The sequence below is a fragment of the Iodobacter sp. BJB302 genome, assembly GCF_002735645.1.
Classification (GTDB): Bacteria; Pseudomonadota; Gammaproteobacteria; order Burkholderiales; family Chitinibacteraceae; genus Iodobacter.
Window position 1 is genome coordinate 39,316 of sequence record NZ_PDZG01000017.1, and the last position, 19,162, is coordinate 58,477.

14 protein-coding genes are annotated in these 19,162 nt (G+C 51.8%); 8 read left to right on the forward strand and 6 right to left on the reverse strand.

The annotated features are described in order from the left end of the window. Nucleotides 1-120: 120 nt before the first annotated feature. From CSQ88_RS07740 to CSQ88_RS07750, 3 genes are all read right to left on the reverse strand, one after another. Nucleotides 121-1,509 (reverse strand): alpha/beta hydrolase, encoded by a 1,389-nt coding sequence (locus CSQ88_RS07740; protein WP_180273581.1) that lies wholly within the window; start codon nt 1,507-1,509, stop codon nt 121-123. Between the two features lie 250 nt (nt 1,510-1,759). After that, the gene (locus tag CSQ88_RS07745; protein ID WP_099397535.1) at nt 1,760-3,064 is read right to left on the reverse strand and encodes a hemolysin family protein; all 1,305 of its coding nucleotides are present in this window, start codon (nt 3,062-3,064) and stop codon (nt 1,760-1,762) included. Nucleotides 3,065-3,207: 143 nt separating this feature from the next. Beyond that, complete coding sequence (locus CSQ88_RS07750; RefSeq protein ID WP_099397536.1) at nt 3,208-4,194, reverse strand: patatin-like phospholipase family protein; 987 nt, start codon at nt 4,192-4,194, stop codon at nt 3,208-3,210. A 195-nt stretch (nt 4,195-4,389) separates the two neighbouring features. Here CSQ88_RS07750 and creB point away from each other — a divergent pair, with 195 nt between their 5' ends. The 3 genes from creB to creD all read left to right on the forward strand — a co-directional run bounded on the left by creB (nt 4,390) and on the right by creD (nt 8,450). After that, complete coding sequence (creB, locus tag CSQ88_RS07755; protein ID WP_099397537.1) at nt 4,390-5,073, forward strand: two-component system response regulator CreB; 684 nt, start codon at nt 4,390-4,392, stop codon at nt 5,071-5,073. Then, complete coding sequence (gene creC, locus CSQ88_RS07760) at nt 5,073-6,506, forward strand: two-component system sensor histidine kinase CreC (protein WP_099397538.1); 1,434 nt, start codon at nt 5,073-5,075, stop codon at nt 6,504-6,506. The genes creB and creC overlap by 1 nt, the downstream gene beginning before the upstream one ends. A 531-nt stretch (nt 6,507-7,037) precedes the next feature. Then, a complete protein-coding gene (gene creD / locus CSQ88_RS07765; RefSeq protein WP_099397539.1) occupies nt 7,038-8,450 on the forward strand; it encodes a cell envelope integrity protein CreD in 1,413 nt (470 codons plus the stop codon). A gap of 121 nt (nt 8,451-8,571) precedes the next feature. Here creD and CSQ88_RS07770 read toward each other — a convergent pair whose 3' ends face one another. The 3 genes from CSQ88_RS07770 to CSQ88_RS07780 form a co-directional block, all read right to left on the reverse strand. Beyond that, nucleotides 8,572-9,591, reverse strand: coding sequence for an alpha/beta fold hydrolase (locus CSQ88_RS07770; RefSeq protein ID WP_099397540.1), 1,020 nt, complete (start codon nt 9,589-9,591; stop codon nt 8,572-8,574). Between the two features lie 63 nt (nt 9,592-9,654). Then, on the reverse strand, nt 9,655-10,776 hold the full coding sequence (locus CSQ88_RS07775) for an efflux RND transporter periplasmic adaptor subunit (RefSeq protein ID WP_099397541.1): 1,122 nt from the start codon (nt 10,774-10,776) through the stop codon (nt 9,655-9,657). A 54-nt stretch (nt 10,777-10,830) separates the two neighbouring features. After that, complete coding sequence (locus tag CSQ88_RS07780; RefSeq protein ID WP_099397542.1) at nt 10,831-13,920, reverse strand: efflux RND transporter permease subunit; 3,090 nt, start codon at nt 13,918-13,920, stop codon at nt 10,831-10,833. Between the two features lie 274 nt (nt 13,921-14,194). Here CSQ88_RS07780 and CSQ88_RS07785 point away from each other — a divergent pair, with 274 nt between their 5' ends. From CSQ88_RS07785 to CSQ88_RS07805, 5 genes are all read left to right on the forward strand, one after another. Continuing rightward, the gene (locus CSQ88_RS07785; RefSeq protein WP_099397557.1) at nt 14,195-14,911 is read left to right on the forward strand and encodes a 16S rRNA (uracil(1498)-N(3))-methyltransferase; all 717 of its coding nucleotides are present in this window, start codon (nt 14,195-14,197) and stop codon (nt 14,909-14,911) included. Nucleotides 14,912-15,209: 298 nt separating this feature from the next. Further along, nucleotides 15,210-16,952, forward strand: coding sequence for a lipid A export permease/ATP-binding protein MsbA (msbA, locus tag CSQ88_RS07790; RefSeq protein ID WP_306475239.1), 1,743 nt, complete (start codon nt 15,210-15,212; stop codon nt 16,950-16,952). A gap of 274 nt (nt 16,953-17,226) precedes the next feature. Then, entirely contained in the window at nt 17,227-17,715 is a 489-nt protein-coding gene (gene purE / locus CSQ88_RS07795) for a 5-(carboxyamino)imidazole ribonucleotide mutase (RefSeq protein ID WP_099397543.1), read from the forward strand. Further along, on the forward strand, nt 17,712-17,972 hold the full coding sequence (locus CSQ88_RS07800; protein ID WP_099397544.1) for a hypothetical protein: 261 nt from the start codon (nt 17,712-17,714) through the stop codon (nt 17,970-17,972). Before purE ends, CSQ88_RS07800 begins: the two co-directional genes overlap by 4 nt. A gap of 4 nt (nt 17,973-17,976) precedes the next feature. Further along, on the forward strand, nt 17,977-19,116 hold the full coding sequence (locus CSQ88_RS07805) for a 5-(carboxyamino)imidazole ribonucleotide synthase (protein WP_099397545.1): 1,140 nt from the start codon (nt 17,977-17,979) through the stop codon (nt 19,114-19,116). The last annotated feature ends 46 nt before the right edge of the window (nt 19,117-19,162 follow it).

Here is a 19,162-nt window from a genome sequence, read left to right on the forward strand (position 1 = left end):
ATGCATAAAACATTCAGTTTACAAAAACTAACAAACATAAAATTGATCTGGTTTTCTCCGTGTACCTCCGTGTTCTCCGTGTTCTCCGTGCCCTCCGTGGTTCAAGATTTGGGGTTTGGCTTAACCTTTAGGCAAGACCCACGCCATGGGCCTTGGGATGGGTTTTACGCAGCTTAGGTCTACTTTCTGCGCGTCTTCTGCATTCACAAAACGGTACACCAGATCATCCACACAGCTTTGCATCAGCATGCCGTGGCCAGATTTGCCCAGCACCACATGCCTCGCCTTAGCGCCCAGCGCTTTGGCAACGTGGGTCGCGTGCTGAGGTGGTGTAACTGGATCCAGCCCGCCGCTCAGCAGCAATACCGGGGATGCGCTTTTAGCCAGGGTATAAAAAGCTGCAGGCACAGCGCCGCGTGGCCACTCTCCGCAGACTTTTCGATAGGTTTCACTGCGGAAACGGTCAAAATCATCATCCAGCACCGGCAGGCGGCCCGCTTCCTCAGCGCACCATACCGAGTAATGCATGCCCGCAAAAATCTTGCCCGCATTGGGCAAAGCCGTCTGCCCGCTCAGCGCCAATAGCGGGTTAAACCGCCCAGCCTTGGCTTCGGTAATGGCAAACGGCAGGCCTGCGCTATTCACTGGCGAATACAAAACGGCCGACACCATGCCCAGCACGCTCTCACGGCTGATGGTCACATTGGCTTCGGTATTTAAGCGGGGATGTTTTAACACGGTGGCTTTAGGCGTACTGGCCAGTAAATCGCGCCAGCTCTGTGCCAGATTTGGGTATGCGCTTTGGCAACGCGCATCGCTTTTACAATCAGCAACTAGGCTGTCCAGGGCCTTTTGTATATCGCTGCCCGATATGGCGTAATCAGGTGGCAACACGCCATCGAGTACCACACGCCGCACCGCTTGCGGATATTGGCGTAAATACTCCAGCCCCACCCGGGTACCGTAGGAAACGCCAACCAGATTAATAGCCGGATAGCCCTCGGCCTTACGCACAGCATCTAAATCCTGCACGGCAATCGAAGTGGTAAAAAAGCGCAGATCGCCATAAGGCAATTTTTGAAGAGTGGCCTGGCAGCGCTTGATGTCGCGCAGCGCACCCTCGCTATCAGTCAGCTTGCTTAAATCTTGCGACTCCGGGCATTCCAAAGGTGCAGAGCGGCCCGTGCCGCGCTGATCTACAAAAACCATATCACGGCGTAATTGCAATTTATTGAAGAGATGCTCGGCCCAGCCCGCCACATTAATCGCGCTCTGCCCCGGCCCGCCAGCCAGAAAGAAAATCGGATCGGCCAGCTGATTTCTATCCTGCGCACGCAGCACCAGATAATGAATCTGGATTTGCTTACCCTGAGGATCCGCAGGATCAAGCGGCCTGGTAATCTGCCCGCATTGCACTTCCTGAGGAAAGCCATCGACACGGCAAGGCTTGGTGGCAGCTTGTGCTGAAGAAAGTAAACCAAGAAACAGCAGAAAGACAAAAGCTTGCATTGGCATCTTTAGATTAATAAGACTGATGCAAGCATGTCAAAGAAACGTGTGGAAGTCCAGGGCGTGGGCCCCAATCACATCAACTTAAGCGATATGACATTGCAAAACCCACATCTGAACCACGGAAGCCACAGAGAGCACGGAGGAAAACAAGGTTTAGGATGGGCAATTTTTGTAGCCACATGCTCATCACAAATATTGGCGGCTATCTGTTGCCCCTGTTGGCACGTTAAAACTGTGCCCCCCCCAATCAGCTCACCATTTCCCGCGGATAAATCCTTACCAGCACAATCCTTGGGCCATTCATTTTTTTAACTACGGCGTCAAAGTGCTCAAACTGGATACGCTGGCCTTCTGTGGGCAGATCGCCCAGCTGCTGCATAATCAGACCGCCTACTGAATCCACGTCGGTGTCTTCGATATCAATGCCTAAGGCACGCTCCAGGGTAAAAATGGTTAAGCTGCCCTTACCGATCATCGAGCCATCATCCATCTTGGACCATTCATTCTGTGCCTGGCGGAATTCGTCACGAATCTCGCCCACCAAAGCACCGAGCAAATTATCTAAGGTGATAAAGCCGAGCGGCTGGCCATCCTGATAGGCCACCACGGCAAAATGCGGCGCGCCGTGCTGGAAGCGCTTAAATAATTCAGACGCAGATAAACGCGGTGAGACGGTTTGCACCGGGCGCGCCAGTTTATCCAGTCGCTCCGGCAGCTCTCCTCTGCGCATAGCAAAGAAAATATCTTTTAAATGGACCACCGACTGCACATGGCCGTTTTCATCCAGTAAGGGGTAGCGGCTGTAACGGTGCTGAACAATTTTATCCAGGCTGGTTTCAATATCGGCACTGGCCGACAGCGCCACAGCTTCGCTGAACGGATGCATTAAATCGGCCACATCCAGATCACGGAAATCAAGTGCCTGCGCCAATACGCGCCAATCATCTTCAGTATATTGATCATCCGACTGGGAAGTGCGCAGGATCAGCTTAAGCTCTTCAGAAGAATAATGGCTGTCGTGGCCTTTGGCCGCATCCAGCCCCACTTTACGCAGCACCCAGTTGGCGCTGTGATTCAGCGTCCAGATTGCGGGATACATCAGCCAGTAAAAAGCATAAAGGGGTACGGCTGTCCACATACTGATTTTGCCAGGCATACGAATCGCCATGGATTTAGGGGCCAGCTCGCCCACCACAATATGCAGATAAGAAATAATAAAGAAAGCAACAGCAAAGGAAATGGAATGCACCAGCGCCTCGTTCATAATGCCCAGCGCACCGAACAGCGGTTGCAGAAGCTGAACAAAAGCAGGCTCACCAATCCAGCCAAGACCAAGGGATGAGAGGGTAATACCGAGCTGGCAAGCTGAAAGATAGGCATCTAAATCGCCATGAACCTTCAGTAAAATACGCCCTCGCCAGCCCATTGTTTTGGCAATGGCTTTAACACGCGTAGAGCGTAATTTAACTAATCCAAACTCTGCGGCCACAAAAAAGCCGTTAAGAAGTACAAGCAGAAAAGCAAGAACGATCAGTAAGATACTACTACCCATATCCGGAGTTTCAAGAAACTCCTATCCTTTTTTGTTGTTGAGTTAATGCACATTATGCAGCAACAAGGCTACTTTCGCCGCATTGCCTTGGCAAATGGCAAAATTAGGCACAAATTTCCCACCAATTCAGTTCAATCCGGCAATCAGGCAAATACCTCAGCCAAATCCACGCTGGACGACTTACCCAGCTTGAGATGATGGGCTGCCAGCCATTTCTGCCCTGCCTCACGCCCCAGATCTTTGAGCGTGGAAAAGAATTTCAGATTCACAGCTAATTTAGACTCGGCATCAAAATGGGCTAAATCCGCCTCAATCAGATGAAAATGGGTACGGGCAATATGCCGGTCTAATTTTGACCATACAAATAAGGGCCTGCGCGCTTTGAGGCGCGTAAACATTTGCATTTCACGCAAAAAGCCCGATTGAAAAGTGATATCCAGAATTCTGCTTTGAATCTCTCTGGCAGAATCAGGCGTAGCCTCCAGACTTAAAGGCTGCAATAAAATCAGCAAAATATCGCAGGCACTGCAGTAATCAAATAATGGGAACACTGCCGGGTTGGCCGAATAAGCACCATCCCAATAGGGCTCTCCATCGATTAATACACTGCGGTAGATCGTAGGCAGGCAGGCGGAGGCCAGAATCACATCTGCACTCATTTCATGATTCTGAAAAACTCTTAACTTGCCTGAATTAGCATGGGTGGTGGCAATAAATAATTTAACCGGGCTATGCGTTTGCAAAGCGGCAAAATCAATCTGATTTACAACCAGATCACGCAAAGGATTTAAATCAAAAGGATTCATTTGGCTGGGGGATAAAAAACGCGTCCACTGCTGCATTGCCTTGGTAACCTGGCTGATGCCTGCACCGCCGCCTTGGACCAAATCCCCAGGCATACTACCCGCCAGCGCTTGCCAGAACTGATCCAGCGCCAACCTTGCCCCGCTTGCACCACCATCCATCAAGCCTTGTGCCAGCACCACGGCATTCATCGCCCCCGCACTGGTGCCGCTGACGCCCTCAAATTGAATCCGCCCGTCTTCAAGCAAGGCATCCAGCACGCCCCAAGTAAACGCGCCATGCGCACCGCCGCCTTGCAATGCAAGATTGATCACATTCTTAGTCATAGCCAGCCCTCTGCGGCTTAACCCCTGTACTACAGGATTCAAACCGTGGTTTTTAGCGTTTGATGCCGCAACGCCATTTAGCTTAAAGCATGGAGATTAAATTTATGCTGCAATGCAGCATAGCAGGAAATACGCTGACAACCGCGGCACAAAGTCACTTACAATCAAGGCCATTCAATAAGAGCGATCTCACTTATGTCATCCATCATCCTGATCGAAGACGAAGCGGCTATCACCGATACGCTGCGCTTTGCGCTGGAGCGGGAAGGCTTTAGCGTGAGCTGCTACAGCCTGGCCAGGGAAGGCGAGGCGGCGATTCAGGCGCAAAAACCTGATCTGCTGATTTTAGATATCGGCCTGCCGGACGATAGCGGGCTGGAAGTGCTCAAACGCCTGCGCCGCCACAGCGAGCTGCCGGTGCTGCTGCTCACAGCCAGAAGCGAGGAGTTCGACCGGATTTTAGGTTTGGAATTAGGCGCAGATGATTATGTGCTCAAGCCCTTTAGCCCGCGCGAAGTGGCTGCCCGGGTAAAAGCCATTTTAAAGCGCAGCAGCCCTGCTGCCACCATCAGCCATTCTGCTATGCACAACGGGCTGTTTGTGCACGATGCCGCGGCCAAACGGGTGCAATATGCGGGCAATAACCTGACACTTACGCCATCAGAATACCGCCTGCTGATCACCCTGCTTGCCCATCCCGGCCAGGTATTCAGCCGCGCACAATTGCTGGATGCACTTGGAGAGGCCGCTGAAGACAGCTTCGAGCGCACCATTGATAGCCATATCAAAAGCCTGCGCGCCAAATTGCGCATAGTGAAACCCGATCTCGATCCCATCGCCACCCACCGTGGCTTTGGCTATGCGCTGGAGCAGGTTTAATGCGCTTTTCCCTGCGGATTTTCTTTGGTTACTTTTTGCTGGTCAGCCTGCTGGCCGCCTATGTGCTTAGTTTGGTCAGAGATGAAATCAAACCGGCAGTGCGCCAATCCAGTGAGGAAGTGCTGGTTGATACCGCCAATCTGCTGGCCGAGCTGATCCAGCCTGATTTTGTGGCCGGGCGACTCGATGCGGGCCGCTTTGCCAAGGCAATTAAGCTGTTTGCCGAAAGAAATCCGCAAGCCAAAGTGTGGGGCGTGCCACGCGATAAAACCTTTCTGCGCGTGTATGTGACCGATGCCCAGGGCAAGGTGATAATGGATTCCACCGGCCAGGCGCTGGGGCAGGATTACAGCCAGTGGCGTGATGTTTACCTGACGCTGCGCGGCCAATATGGTGCCCGCAGCTCGCTGGCCGATCCAAAAAATGAGCTATCCACCGTAATGCACGTTGCCGCACCAATTACCAAGGGCACAGAGATTGTGGGCGTGCTCACCGTCGCCCGCCCCAATTGGGCGATGCAGCCCTTTATTGATCGCAGTGAAAACAAACTCTGGCGGGCGGGACTCTTGCTGCTGGCCATTGGTCTTGTTATTGGGGCGCTGTTTTCATGGTGGTTAAGCCGGGGTATTAATAAGCTCACCGGCTTTGCACTGGCCGTGAGCGAGGGCCAGGCCGTGCCCGTACCTGCCTTCACCGCCAATCGCGAACTAACCACCCTGGCCACGGCACTCGGCACGATGCGGGAGCGCCTGGAAGGCAAAGCCTATATCGAAAACTATGTGCATGATCTGACTCACGAGCTGAAATCCCCCCTGGCAGGCATACGAGGTGCGGCAGAAATTTTATTTGAAGAAGGCCTGGCGCTTAAAGAGAGCGATCACAGCCGTTTTACCAGCCATATCCGCCAGGAAACCGCGCGTATGCAACAAATTGTCGACCGCCTGCTGCAACTCGCCACTTTGGAAGCAAGGCACGGCCTGAAAGACGCTGAACCTGTGGATATCGCCAAACTACTCGATGAAGTCATCAACGCACTCAGCCCGCAAGCCGGTACACAGCAAATACTGCACGCCCCATGGCACGCCGCCATCATCCATGGCGAGGCCTTTTTACTCGCCCAAGCCATCAGAAATCTGCTGCAAAACGCACTGGACTTCACCCCTGAGCACGGCCAGATCCATATCGAGCTGACGGTTGAGGCGCAAAGCCTGCACATTGCCATCCACAATCAGGGCGAGCCCATCCCCGATTACGCCCTCACCCGACTGTTCGAGCGCTTCTACTCCCTGCCCCGCCCCGCCACCGGCCAAAAAAGCACCGGCCTGGGCCTGGCCCTTACCCGCACCATACTGGAATTGCATGGCGGAAGTGTGAGCCTGGCGAATCATGCGGAGGGAGGCGTAGTGGCGAGGGTTTGTTTGCCCTTGGGTTAATTAAATAACAAAAACCCAAATCTTGAACCACAGAGGACACGGAGAACTCGGAGTTTCACGGAGAAAAGTATTTTTTTGAATTTAACTATTTTTCTTTACGATTTGAGCATTTCCAAATTCAATGATCTGGGTTTATATCGTGACTCGTAGCACGGGGCTTTAAATCCCCCTGAAGCACGCCGAAGCGAAGAACAAGCGGGGCGGGGTTTCGGCGAGGATGTTTGAGCGAGCGAAGCGAGTGAGTCCCGCAGCCGCCGACTCGATTGTCCGCAGTGAGGGGCCTTCGTGCTGTTCGGGGCGGCCTTCTTTAGCTTCGTTTCTTGGCCGTTCAAGAAAGGAAGGCCCCCGCGGTGGCTACCGCTCCTAAATCAACGTGCCGAAGGCACTATTTAAAAAATCACGACTAGATTTAAAGCGTTTCTCCCTAAGAACAAAATATCCTATCTCCACACAATCTCCACATTCCCCGCATTTTCCCTCCACATCAGCCATCCACAATGCCCCCATCACACAAGCGCACAGGGGAATATCATGAAGTTAAAGTGGAAAATCATCACCATCGGCCTGCTGATGCTGGGGATGATTGTGGTTTTAAATATGGTTCGGCATCTGGTTTTTGAGCGGCAGCAACGTGCTCAGGAAGTGCGGCAGGAGATTTCGCAATTCAGCGCTGGCGAGCAAACGGTAAAAGGGCCCTTCTTGGTGCTGCCGCTCTCCGAAACCACCAGCAAACTCGTTGAGCAAACCACGCCTCAGGGAAAAATAAGCGCATGGGAAGACAGTACCAGCAGCCGCAATATCATCATCAGCCCCGAGCAGTTTTCGGCTAAAGGGCAATTGGCGGTAGAAAGCCTGAAACGCGGCATTTTTGAAGCGCCAATTTACCGCAGTGATTTAATCCTTTCCGGCCGCTTTGCCGTTGCACCGCTCAATAGCTATGAGCAGCACCCTGGCTCCAGCCGTGAAAAAATCAGCAGCCGCTGGGGCAAGCCTTATTTGGTACTGAGCCTGTCAGATGTCCGCGGGATTCAAAATATGGGCGGCACGCTAGCCGCCGATACGCTGAACTTTGAGCCGGGCACGGCCCAATCAGCAATTCATACCACGGCAAACACAGCAGAAGACAGCGCTGCAGCCGTTGCCGTGGCAGCACCCGCCACAAATCTGGGCAATGGGGTACATGCCATGGTTAAGCTGGCTGATTCCGGGCAATCACTGGATTTCAAACTCAATTTAAAACTCAGCGGCACCACGCAATTACTGATCGAACCTGTGGGGAAAGAAAGCCATGTGGCACTCGCTGGCAACTGGCCACACCCTAGCTTTAGCGGCAATTTTGCACCGATCGAACGTAGCGTGACAGCCCAAGGGTTTAGCGCCCGCTGGCAAACCAGCCAGCTGGCTACAGGCGGTGCTCAAACCAGCAAATGCAGCGGCTCAGAATGCTCTTCCGCCTCGCTGGGATTACGCCTTGTTGATCCTGTAGACAGATATGTCTTAAACGAGCGCACGATTAAATATGCCGAATTATTTGTACTGGTGATTTTTGGCGCGGTGTTTTTAATGGCGCTGATGAGACGAATCGAGATTCACCCCGTGCAATACGCCTTAGTCGGTGCAGCCTTAGCTCTGTTTTTCCTGCTGACCCTATCATTGTCTGAGCACCTGGGCTTTGCCAAAGCCTATTGGAGCGCCGCAGCGGCATCGGTGTTATTGCTTGGCTATTACGTGAGTTTTGTACTGGCCGCATGGCAACGGGGGGCAGGATTTGCCGTGGTATTAACAGCGCTCTATGGCCTGCTGTATGGCATCTTGCAATCAGAAGATATGGCGCTGCTGATGGGAAGTATCACGCTGTTTGCCTTACTCAGCTGCGTGATGGTGCTTACCCGTAAAATGGACTGGCAGGCATTACGGCCAGCGAGTGCAGAGACTTCTGCTTAAATAATCTAAGCAATGTGTAGGGTGGGCAAGGCGCTTTACCTTGCCCACCCAGGGATGACAACGAGAGATTTTCACCTGTAGACTCATGTGCCCGCACACAAGACAACAAGTCTTACTGGCATTAATTTTGAGTCGGTAGCAAGGCTTGCTTATTTAAAAATGTACTAATAGCACCAGCGACTTCTTCATGCAGCTCACTACGTGAACGGCCCTGATAATCCAGACAAATAACTTCTTCACCAGGCCCTTCTTCTCTTAGTAAATCCAGCGCTCCTTTCTTACACTCAGCAATAAAGCTAAAATGACTGGCATCTGAATACTCAAAATATTCCACTTTCCTTAATGATTTCACTAGCAAGCGTGATTGATATTGTGAAGGTAAAGAGGTCTCTTGATCCCCTGCAGCTAAGACCAAAATCGGAATCTTAACCTTCTTCAGGCTTGACCTATCCATCCCCCCAACAAAGCCTAAATCCAAAGAAACTACTGCGCTAATCCGAGCATCGTGTAAATCAGATTCCATATCTTGCTGACTGCCTGCGAGATGCTGTGCCATATACCAGCGACAATCTGCAAATAAGGGATATTGCTGGCAGCTCTGTAGAAACTGCTCGGTATTGAAGCGTGCTCCGGCCAACGCCAAAGCGGTATAGCCCCCCATAGAATGCCCAATCACTGTGATTTTGTGCTGATCAATCCGTGTTTTCCAAATAGGGTCATCTAGCAATAGGCTGATTGCGCGGCTGATATCCTTAGGTCGCTCCCAAAGGCGAGGCGTTTCTACATTATTTCGGCTCTTGAACGATGTTCCAGGATGATCTAACGTAAGCACCAGAGCGCCTTTCCCTGCCAAGTTTTCAGCCAACCAAGCAAGATTAACCCAGCTTCCATTCAAACCATGCGACAACAAAATAAGAGGGCGAGTCGCCAAACCATATGGGGCATCTGGCACCGCGTTCGGCGATTTAAAAACTGTATCGGTTTTTAATAATGGTTCCATCTGTACCAAGCTATCTGTCGGGTACCAAAGCCGCAACAACAAACTGCGCTCACTATCTTCGAGGTTTTTTTCTTGTACCCCAACGTTAGCAGCCAAGGCATTGGCTGATAAAAAAACAAATAGCATTAAATACTTAACCATCAAAAACACCTCAAGCAAACGCCAATAGACTCGGATTAGCAGATACCTTAGGAATAAGATAACTCATCCCCCCACCGCAGTCGCCACCATCCCCGGCTTGATGCCATCCATTTTTCTGGCCAGCACTTTGGCACCGGCATTCAGGCCGGAGGTGATTTCTACTAAGCCGCTGCGCTCGTCATTGCTTCCCAGGCTAACCTTTTTTTGAGCGATTTTGCCGTTTTCCAGGCTGTAAACATAGGGATCAGTTGATCCACCCTGTACGGCGCTATTGGGGATGGTGAGTTTAGCCTGCGATTGCCCAAGCGCGAGCAGGCCTTTGGCAAACATGCCGCTGCGTAAAGCACCAGCCGGGTTTTTCACCGCGATAAACACAGTAATAGCGCGGGAGTTTTTTTCGACTTCCGGATTGATGCGCTGCACCGTGCCATTAAATACCTTGCCGTTAAAGCCATCGACCTGAAACTCGGCCAGCTGCCCTGCCGATACATGGGCAATCTGGCTGGCTGGCACGGCCACTTGCAGCTCCATGGCAGATAAATCGACGATATTAAACAGCTCAGAATTCTGATCGACCTTTTCACCTGGCTGAATAGAGCGCTTACTGATCTGCCCACCAATAGGCGCACGCAGCACCATATCGTCCATGGCATTTTTGGCCACAGCCACTTGCGCCTGAATCGCTTTTAATTTGGCAAGGCTGACTGCCAGCGTGCTGGAGCTGCTGTCAAAGGCATTACCAGAAATAAAGCCCTGCTTTTGCAAAGTCTGGTTTTTGCCATGCGTTTTTTCGGCCAGGCTCAGCTCGGCTTTGGCCATTTCCAGATTACTTTGCCGCTCGTTTAACTGTGCCGCAATATTGCTGGCATCAAAGCGCGCCAGGATCTGCCCCGCTTTGACTTCCTCGCCTTCACGCACCAGCACCTGATCAACTTGAGCCGATACTTTAGAGCGCAGCGATGCATGGTTTACCGCCTGCAAAGCCCCGTTAACAGGAATGGACTGATCCAGTGGGCGCAATGTCACCACAGCCAGATCTGCCGCCGCAAATTCCAGTTTACGCGGGGCGTTTTTATCTTCTGCTTTATTCTCTTTTGCCTTGCTCTGAGTAAAAGCCACGCCGCCCGCAGCCAGCACCACAAGCAATAAACCCAGGCCAATAGTTCTTTTTTTAAATACAGTCATCGCATTTATTCCTGATTAATGATGAGAGCAATTTCAGGTTAATCATCTAAAACGCTACAGAGAAACGGCAGCCAGTTTCACGGCTTTGCGCGCCTTGCGTTTTACGGCCCAGCCATCCAGCCAGGCGTATAAAATCGGCACAACAATCAGCGTCAGCACGGTGGAGGAAATCACCCCCCCGATAATCGCCCGGCCCATGGCCGCTTGTGTTTCCCCGCCTTCGCCAAGGCCCAGCGACATCGGCAACATGCCAAAAATCATCGCAGCGGTGGTCATCAAAATTGGCCGCAAACGCACCTGACCAGCAGAAAGTAAAGCGTCTTTTACAGCCAGCCCTTCCCGCTTGGCGGTGTTGGCAAAATCCACCAGCAGAATCGCGTTTTTAACTGCTAAACCGAGCAGCATCATAAAGCCGATCATGGAGAATAAATTAATGGTGGTGCCGGTAAAAAATAAGGCCAGTAAAGCGCCAGTCAGTGAGAATGGCAGGGAAGCCATAATCGCCAGCGGCTGTAAAAAGCTGCCAAATTGCGAAGCTAAAACAAAGTAAATAAAGATCAGCGCCAGGCCAATGGCACCCACGAAGGCTGCAAAGGCTTCTTGCATCTCGGCCTGCTGGCCGCCAGCGCCAAAGTGGTAGCCAGCGGGCAATTCGGTTTTATCCAGCAGTGCCTGCACTTCACCACTTACCGTGCCGCTTGGGCGGCCCTGCACATTGGCGTAAAGCGAAACACGGCGCTGTAAATCAAGCCGCTTTAATTGCTGGGCACTGGTGCTTTTTTCCAAGCTGGCCACCTGGCGCAAAGACACCAGCTTGGGCGAGCCATCGCTATTGGTTTTGCTGCTGCTTAAATACAAATCGCCCAAGTCTGAAGCCGTACGGCGGTCTTGTTCGGCCAGCTGCACCACCACATCATAATTTTGCCCGTCGCTGGCCAGATAATGGCTGATCGTTTCACCCGAAATCAATGAGCGCAGTGCGCTGCCAATCTGGGCATTATTCAGACCCAGATCATTGGCCGCTTCGTTATCAATTTTGATCGCCAGCGTTGGGGTAAAGGCTTTTTCGCTGCTTTCCAGATCGACCACACCCGGAATTTTGGCAATCTTCTTCATTAAATCGCCGGTGATCTGGGTCAGCTTGCTTGGATCCGGGCCAAATACCGTAATAAAAATCGGCTTCCAGCCGCCCACCGATAGCTCTACGCCTGCGATGTGGCCAATCACCTTGCGTATTTCTTTTTCGATATCGTCTTGCGAGCGGCGTTTTTTACGCTCAACCAACTTAAGCGTTATTTCAGCCATATTCTTGCTGCTTTGCACGCCCACCGTTGTTTGCACAGAAGCAATTTCTTTAAATGATTTTAAAGAGGCTTCAATCTGCTTCACCTTATCGTCGGTATACGCAAGGCTGGAGCCAATCGGCGTATTAAGCTGCATACGCACTAAGCCCAAATCCTGTTTTGGCTCGAACTCTGTACCAATAAACGGAAGTAAAAACAGGCTGCTCAGAAAAAACACGCAGGCCGCAGCTAATACTGTTTTTCTTTTGCCCAATGACCAAGCCAGAAAACGCCCGTAGATTTCATGCAGATACTCGATCTTTTGCTCAAAAGCCGCCATAAACCGGCCCATGCGGGGCCAGCTTTTAAAGCGGTTTCCTTCAGGATCGTGCCAGACAGAAGATAACATCGGGTCGAGCGTAAAGCTGACAAACAGCGACACCAGCACCGCCACCGTGACGGTAATCCCAAACTGAAAGAAAAACTGCCCGATAATGCCGTGCATAAACGCCACCGGCACAAACACAGCCACAATCGCAAAGGTTGTGGCCATAACCGCCAGGCCAATTTCTTCGGTGCCGTCATGAGCGGCCTGGAAATGATTTTTGCCCATACCTAAATGGCGGACGATGTTTTCCCGCACCACAATCGCATCATCAATCAACAGGCCAATCGATAAGCTGAGCGCCATCAGCGTCAGCATATTTAAAGAAAAGCCGCAGGCATGCACCACAATAAAAGTGGCAATCACCGAGATTGGTAAGGTTAAAGCGGTAATGACCGTACTGCGCCATGAGTGCAAAAACATAAACACAATCAACGTGGTGAGAATGCCGCCTTCTAAAATGGTGGTTTTTGTGTGATTCAGCGCCCTTTTAATTTCATCAGAATTTGCCTGCACTATGGTCAGCTCGGCGCCTGCGGGTAAGGAAGATTGCATCTTCTCTACCACTGTCTTTACGCCATCACCCAGCTCAACAATATTGCTGCCCTGAATCGGGAAAATATCGAGGCTGATCACCGGCTGGCCATCAAGGCGAGAGATCGAGGTGCGCTCTTGCTCACCATCAATCACATCGGCAACCTGCTCCAGATAAACCGGGGTATTCGCCTGGCGGGCCACAATAATTTTGCCAAATTGCTTAGGGTCTTTAATCTTGCCTTCAAGGCGCACCAACTGCTCGTGATCGCCATTCACAATACGGCCCGCAGGCACGTCCTGATTGGCCTCACGTACCGCATCCATCACCTGATCCACACCCAGGCCATAGCTATTAAGTGCATCGCGGCGCAAACGCAGCTGAATCTGCCGATTCACCAAACCATTGCTGTTGATGCTGCCCACGCCTGGGGCTGTGCGTAAACGCTTTACCACCACCTGCTCGGATAACATGCTCAGCTCGCGCAGGCTGAGCGTGCCGGATCGCAATGCCAGTTGCACAACAGGCTCGGCTTCGCCGCTGATGTCCGCTTTCAGTACCAGCGGATCTTTAGCTTCCTTAGGAAAATTAGGCTTAATCAAAGCCACTTTATCGCGGATTTCCTGCAAGCCATTGGCCGAGTTTGCATCCATGCGAAACTCGACCGACATAAAGGCCGAGCCTTCACGCGCCGTGGCCCAGATATGCTTCACCCCGTTTACGGTATTGATCTGCTCTTCCAGAGGCTTGATCAGATCGTTTTCAATGGCCTCTGGTGATGCACCCGGATAATTCAGCTGCACAAACACCTGCGGGCTGGCCACAGGCGGCATACGCTCTACCGGCAGCAAACCATACGAGGCCATGCCAAGCACCAGCAACGCCAGCATGACCATGGTTGCAAATACCGGATGTTTGATACTTACCTTGGTTATCCACATACAGAGAGGCTTCTTTCAAAAGGGTTAAACATTGAGCAACAGAATAATGCCACAGCCACAAACGCCACCGGCATATTCTGCTTCAATTTGATGTCACGAGGCTTGTAAACATTGTATTAAATTTGTACTTAATCAAAGCGTCATATCCAAACCCAGGGCATGCTCGGGGCGCAGCTTGATTTCCAGCCTCTGGCGGATCAGGCAAAATCCCTGCCAGTACTTGAATCCCCTGCCGCCTTGCGGTATACCAACTCCTCCAATGCACGAGGTGGATATGCCCAGATTTTTCCTTGATATGCCACTGGCCGCTGGCCTTGGCTTTAACCTGCCAGAAAGTGTTGCCCGCCATGTGCAAGTGCTGCGCTTGCAGCCCGATGACGATATCATTTTATTTAATGGCCAGGGCGGTGAATACGCTGCGCGTGTTACCGAAATGGGCAAGCGCCATGTCAGCATAGAAGTACTCACATGGGATGAGCAGGATCGGGAATCCCCGCTGGATCTCACGCTGGTTCAGGCTATCTCGGCCAGTGATCGTATGGATTACACCATCCAGAAAGCCAGTGAGCTTGGGGTTAGCCGTATTCAGCCGGTGATCTCCGAATATTGCCAGCAGCGCCTTAGTGGCGAGCGGGCCGAAAAACGCCTTGCCCACTGGCAGGCCATTGCCGTATCCGCCTGCGAGCAATGCGGGCGCACCCGGGTGCCGCTTATTTTGCCTGCCATTAAATTTGAGCAAGCACTGGCACAAGACGCCGAACTTAAACTGCTGCTATCGCCCATTGGTGCAATCCGGCAAAACCAGCTGCCCGCTACCGCCCGCAGCGCCGCCGTTTTAGTCGGCCCGGAAGGGGGATTTTCTGCTACCGAAGAAACACTTGCAGTGGCCGCTGGCTACACCCCGCTAATCCTCGGCCCCCGAATCTTTCGCACTGAAACAGTAGCGCCAGTGATTGCCGCCCTGCTGCAAAGCAGATACGGGGATTTGTAAGTTATAAAAAGGCAGGCAGCGCCTGATCTTGGGCACTTAAACGAAGGGTTCTTCGCCGGGCGGGTAAAACCCAATAAGCTTGTTAAGAAATACGCGGGTTTCACCCGCCATGAGATCATTCAATGCAAGCCACAGAGCGGCAGTGCCATAAGCCCTGACTTAAGGGATTGGGATCAGCTTGGGACCGCCATAAAGGGCATTAATTATCCCCCAAACGGCGCACTCCTTCCGCCCATGAACAGCAAGCGACAGCGTATAATCCGCCCCTTTCTTGTAAAACCCACACCAAGGCATGCCGATGTCAGCGATGAATAATCGAGCTTTATATATGCGCATCCTGGGCGAAATCCGCCCTTACTGGAAAATAGTGGCCATCTCCGTGGTTTGCCTGTCTGTTGCCGCCGCAGTAGATGCAGGCTTAACGTTATTGCTCAAACCCTTGGTTGACCAAAACCTGCAGACATCAGCACTCGCCCGCAGCATGGCGTGGATTTTACCCGCACAAATTTTAGGCCTGGCACTGCTTCGGCTGATCTCCAATTTTGGCAATGAATACACCACGGCTTGGGTTTCATCCAAAGTAATGCATGATCTGCGAGGGAAAATGTTCTCCCGGATGCTTAGCCTGCCCGTTCAATTTTTCGATAAAACATCAGTGGGTGTTTTGCTATCCCGTGTGACATTTGACGTGAATCAGATCATGGATGCAGGCACAAAAGTGCTAACCGTCCTGATCAAAGACTCTTTGTTACTACTGTTTCTGCTCGGCTCTATGCTGTATCTGGATTGGCAGCTCACCCTGCTCTGCCTGATTTTATTACCCGGCGTAGCCATCAGTATCAGCGTGGTAGGCAAACGCCAGCGCAGGCTTTCGCGTGAGACACAAGCGGCCATGGGGCAGATGACGCAAATTCTGGATGAGAGTTTGTCGGGCCAGCGCATTATTAAAATATTCGGTGGCTTTTCGTACGAAACCAATCGCTTTGGTAATACCAATAACAATGTGCGTCGCTTATCCATCAAACAAGCCATTACCTCCAGCATTAACTCAGGCCTGATCATGTTTCTGATTGGGATCACACTGGCGGTCATTATTTATTACGCAAGTTTACGTGCTCAGGATGGCGTACTGACCGCAGGTGCATTTGTAGCTTTTATGGTGCAAATGATGGCCTTGCAACAACCCATCAAAAATCTGACCAAAATTAATGAAAGCCTGCATAAAGGCCTTGCTGCAGCAGAATCTGTCTTTGCCATTCTGGATGAAATTCCGGAGGCCAATCAGGGCCAGCATCAATTACCCCGTGTACAAGGGGCGATTTCTTTGCAAGACATTCAGTTTGCCTATGGCGAAGATGGCAAAAGGGCGCTCGACGGTGTCTCTCTCGATATTTTGCCGGGAGAAACCATTGCACTCGTGGGCAGCTCCGGCAGTGGAAAAACCACGCTGGCCAATTTATTGCCACGTTTTTATGAGCTGAATGCAGGGCAAATTTTAATCGATCAAGTCCCTCTGGCCGATTACCAGCTTGGCAATCTGCGTCAGCAAATTGCCCTCGTTTCGCAAGATGTGATTCTGTTTAACGACACCGTGATCGCCAATATCGCTTACGGCAGTGAAATCGATATGGCGCGTGTACGTCAGGCGGCCATTGCGGCGCATGCTCTGGAATTTATCGATGCCATGCCGGATGGAATGGATACCCTGCTGGGTGAAAACGGCATGCGCTTGTCTGGCGGCCAGCGCCAGCGCTTAGCCATTGCCCGGGCAATCTACAAAGACGCACCGATTCTGATTCTGGATGAGGCCACCAGCGCGCTGGATACCGAATCCGAGCGCAAGGTTCAGGACGCACTGGAAAACCTGATGCAAGGCCGCACCACGCTGGTGATTGCCCACCGGCTTTCTACCATCGAAAACGCCAGCCGTATTGTTGTCATGCAACAGGGCAAGATAGTTGAAAGTGGCACTCATCAGGCGCTCATGGCCAACAATGGCATGTATTGCAGAATGCATGCCGCACAATTTGCAAATGCTTAGATAAAAAAAGACGCTGGAAAGCAAGCCTTCCAGCGTTTTAAGTTCATTGCGAATTACACGGTACATGCACCGCGGAGCGCAGGATGCCTTAGCAGGCATAAGTGGTCAATCTATTTATTAGCATTTTCTAATGTTTAGATAAAAAGAACGGATTTTCATCCGCAAACAGCCGTTCACACCATGAAGTACAGTACTCTTTGGGCGCAAGGGCTATTGAAACTGTCCCTTATTCTCATTTTTTCGGTAACATTCATTCTTTACTCGGGGGAAACCCATGATTCAAGTCGGCGTTGTAATGGGTAGCAATAGTGACTGGGAAGTCATGCAGCATGCCGCTAAGCAACTAAAAGCCTTTGGCGTGGCATTTGAATGCCGCGTTGTCTCTGCGCACCGCACCCCTGATTTGCTATTTGAATACGCCGAAACTGCCGCCAGCCGCGGCTTGCAATGCATTATTGCAGGCGCAGGCGGCGCAGCACATCTGCCAGGGATGATTGCAGCAAAAACAACGATTCCAGTGCTGGGTGTGCCTGTTCCATCTAAATATCTGCGTGGCGAAGATTCACTGCTTTCCATCGTGCAAATGCCTAAGGGTATTCCGGTGGCTACTTTTGCCATTGGTGAAGCAGGCGCTGCGAATGCAGCACTGTTTGCGATTTCTTTACTTGCCAATGCTGTTCCGGAGCTGGCCGCTAAGCTGGCGGCTTTCAGAACAGAGCAAAAAGAAACCGTTCTGGCGATGGAATTACCTGAAGTAGTATGAAGCCCGCCAAAGAATTGCTGGCAGAGCTGGAAGAAAAAGGCTTTTTATTCAGCGTTTTTTACCGGGGCGCCTTCTGTTGGGGGCTGCCCTTTGGCCTGCTGTTTTCTTTGGCTGTTAGCTTTTTTGAAAAAAAATCATTTATCACCGCCATGATTCAAATCCTCCCTTTAGCCTTAGTTTTAGGCGCCATTTTTGGCTGGGGGCTCTGGGGTGTTGCTCTGCTGCAGGGCGTAAAACAAAGACAAGACAAGGATTGATAAGATGGCCACTAAGCCAATTCTGCCACCTGCGATGCTGGGTATTCTGGGCGGCGGCCAACTTGGCCGTATGTTTGCGATGGCAGCTAAAACCATGGGCTATGGGGTGACCGTGCTCGACCCTGATCCGGCCGCACCAGCCGCCGAGATCGCCGATATCCATCTTTGCAAACCCTATACCGATCCGGAAGCCCTGGCTGCGCTGGCCAGACAATGCGCGGCAGTCACTACCGAATTTGAAAACGTTAACGCCGACAGCATGCGCTGGCTGGCCAGCCAGGGCGTAAAAGTCAGCCCGTCCGGTGATTCGGTCGCAATTGCCCAAGACCGGATGAAAGAGAAAAACTTTATCCGTAATGCAGGCCTCGCCACCGCGCCTTTCCTTGTGATCGAGAATTCCGGCGATCTGGAGCAAGACCTCAGCCCCTATTTGCCAGGCATTTTAAAAACCGCCCGCAATGGCTACGATGGAAAGGGCCAGGTACGGATCAAAAATCTGGAAGAAGCCCGCTACGCCTTATCCGAGCTGAAGCATCAGCCCTGTGTGCTGGAAAAAATGCTGCCGCTGAAAGCTGAAGTCTCCGTAATTGTGGCCCGCAGCGCTGCCAATGAAATTGCCTGTTTCCCTCCGGCAGAAAACATCCACACCGATGGCATTTTAGATATTTCCATCGTGCCTGCCCGCATCAGCGCAGAAATCACTGAACGCGCCCGCAATATGGCGATCCAGCTGGTTGAAAAGCTCGACTACATCGGCGTGATTGCTGTTGAATTCTTTGTGCTGGAAGACGATACGCTGGTCATCAATGAAATGGCACCGCGCCCGCACAATAGCGGCCATTACACGCTGGATGCCACCTTTAGCAGCCAGTTTGAGCAGCAGGTACGCACCATGTGCGGGCTCTACCCCGGCAAGCCGGATTTACACACACCGGTCGTGATGGTCAATCTGCTGGGCGATGTCTGGCACGACGATGGCAGCGAGCCGCACTGGGAAATCATGCTGACAGCGCCGAACACCAAGCTGCATCTCTACGGCAAAAAAGAAGCCCGCGCAGGCCGCAAAATGGGCCATTACAATGTGCTGGCCAGCAATGTGGACGCCGCTTTAGAGCAGGCTTTAGCACTAAAAGAAACGCTGTAATTATACAACCCGGGTCTTGAACCACGGAGAGCACAGAGTTCCACGG

Coding starts and splice junctions, on each gene's coding strand:
- CSQ88_RS07740 (WP_180273581.1), bottom strand. CDS start 1,509: ATGCAAGCTTTTGTCTTTCTGCTGTTTCTTGGTTTACTTTCTTCAGCA.
- CSQ88_RS07745 (WP_099397535.1), bottom strand. CDS start 3,064: ATGGGTAGTAGTATCTTACTGATCGTTCTTGCTTTTCTGCTTGTACTT.
- CSQ88_RS07750 (WP_099397536.1), bottom strand. CDS start 4,194: ATGACTAAGAATGTGATCAATCTTGCATTGCAAGGCGGCGGTGCGCAT.
- creB (WP_099397537.1), top strand. CDS start 4,390: ATGTCATCCATCATCCTGATCGAAGACGAAGCGGCTATCACCGATACG.
- creC (WP_099397538.1), top strand. CDS start 5,073: ATGCGCTTTTCCCTGCGGATTTTCTTTGGTTACTTTTTGCTGGTCAGC.
- creD (WP_099397539.1), top strand. CDS start 7,038: ATGAAGTTAAAGTGGAAAATCATCACCATCGGCCTGCTGATGCTGGGG.
- CSQ88_RS07770 (WP_099397540.1), bottom strand. CDS start 9,591: ATGGTTAAGTATTTAATGCTATTTGTTTTTTTATCAGCCAATGCCTTG.
- CSQ88_RS07775 (WP_099397541.1), bottom strand. CDS start 10,776: ATGACTGTATTTAAAAAAAGAACTATTGGCCTGGGTTTATTGCTTGTG.
- CSQ88_RS07780 (WP_099397542.1), bottom strand. CDS start 13,920: ATGTGGATAACCAAGGTAAGTATCAAACATCCGGTATTTGCAACCATG.
- CSQ88_RS07785 (WP_099397557.1), top strand. CDS start 14,195: ATGCCCAGATTTTTCCTTGATATGCCACTGGCCGCTGGCCTTGGCTTT.
- msbA (WP_306475239.1), top strand. CDS start 15,210: ATGTCAGCGATGAATAATCGAGCTTTATATATGCGCATCCTGGGCGAA.
- purE (WP_099397543.1), top strand. CDS start 17,227: ATGATTCAAGTCGGCGTTGTAATGGGTAGCAATAGTGACTGGGAAGTC.
- CSQ88_RS07800 (WP_099397544.1), top strand. CDS start 17,712: ATGAAGCCCGCCAAAGAATTGCTGGCAGAGCTGGAAGAAAAAGGCTTT.
- CSQ88_RS07805 (WP_099397545.1), top strand. CDS start 17,977: ATGGCCACTAAGCCAATTCTGCCACCTGCGATGCTGGGTATTCTGGGC.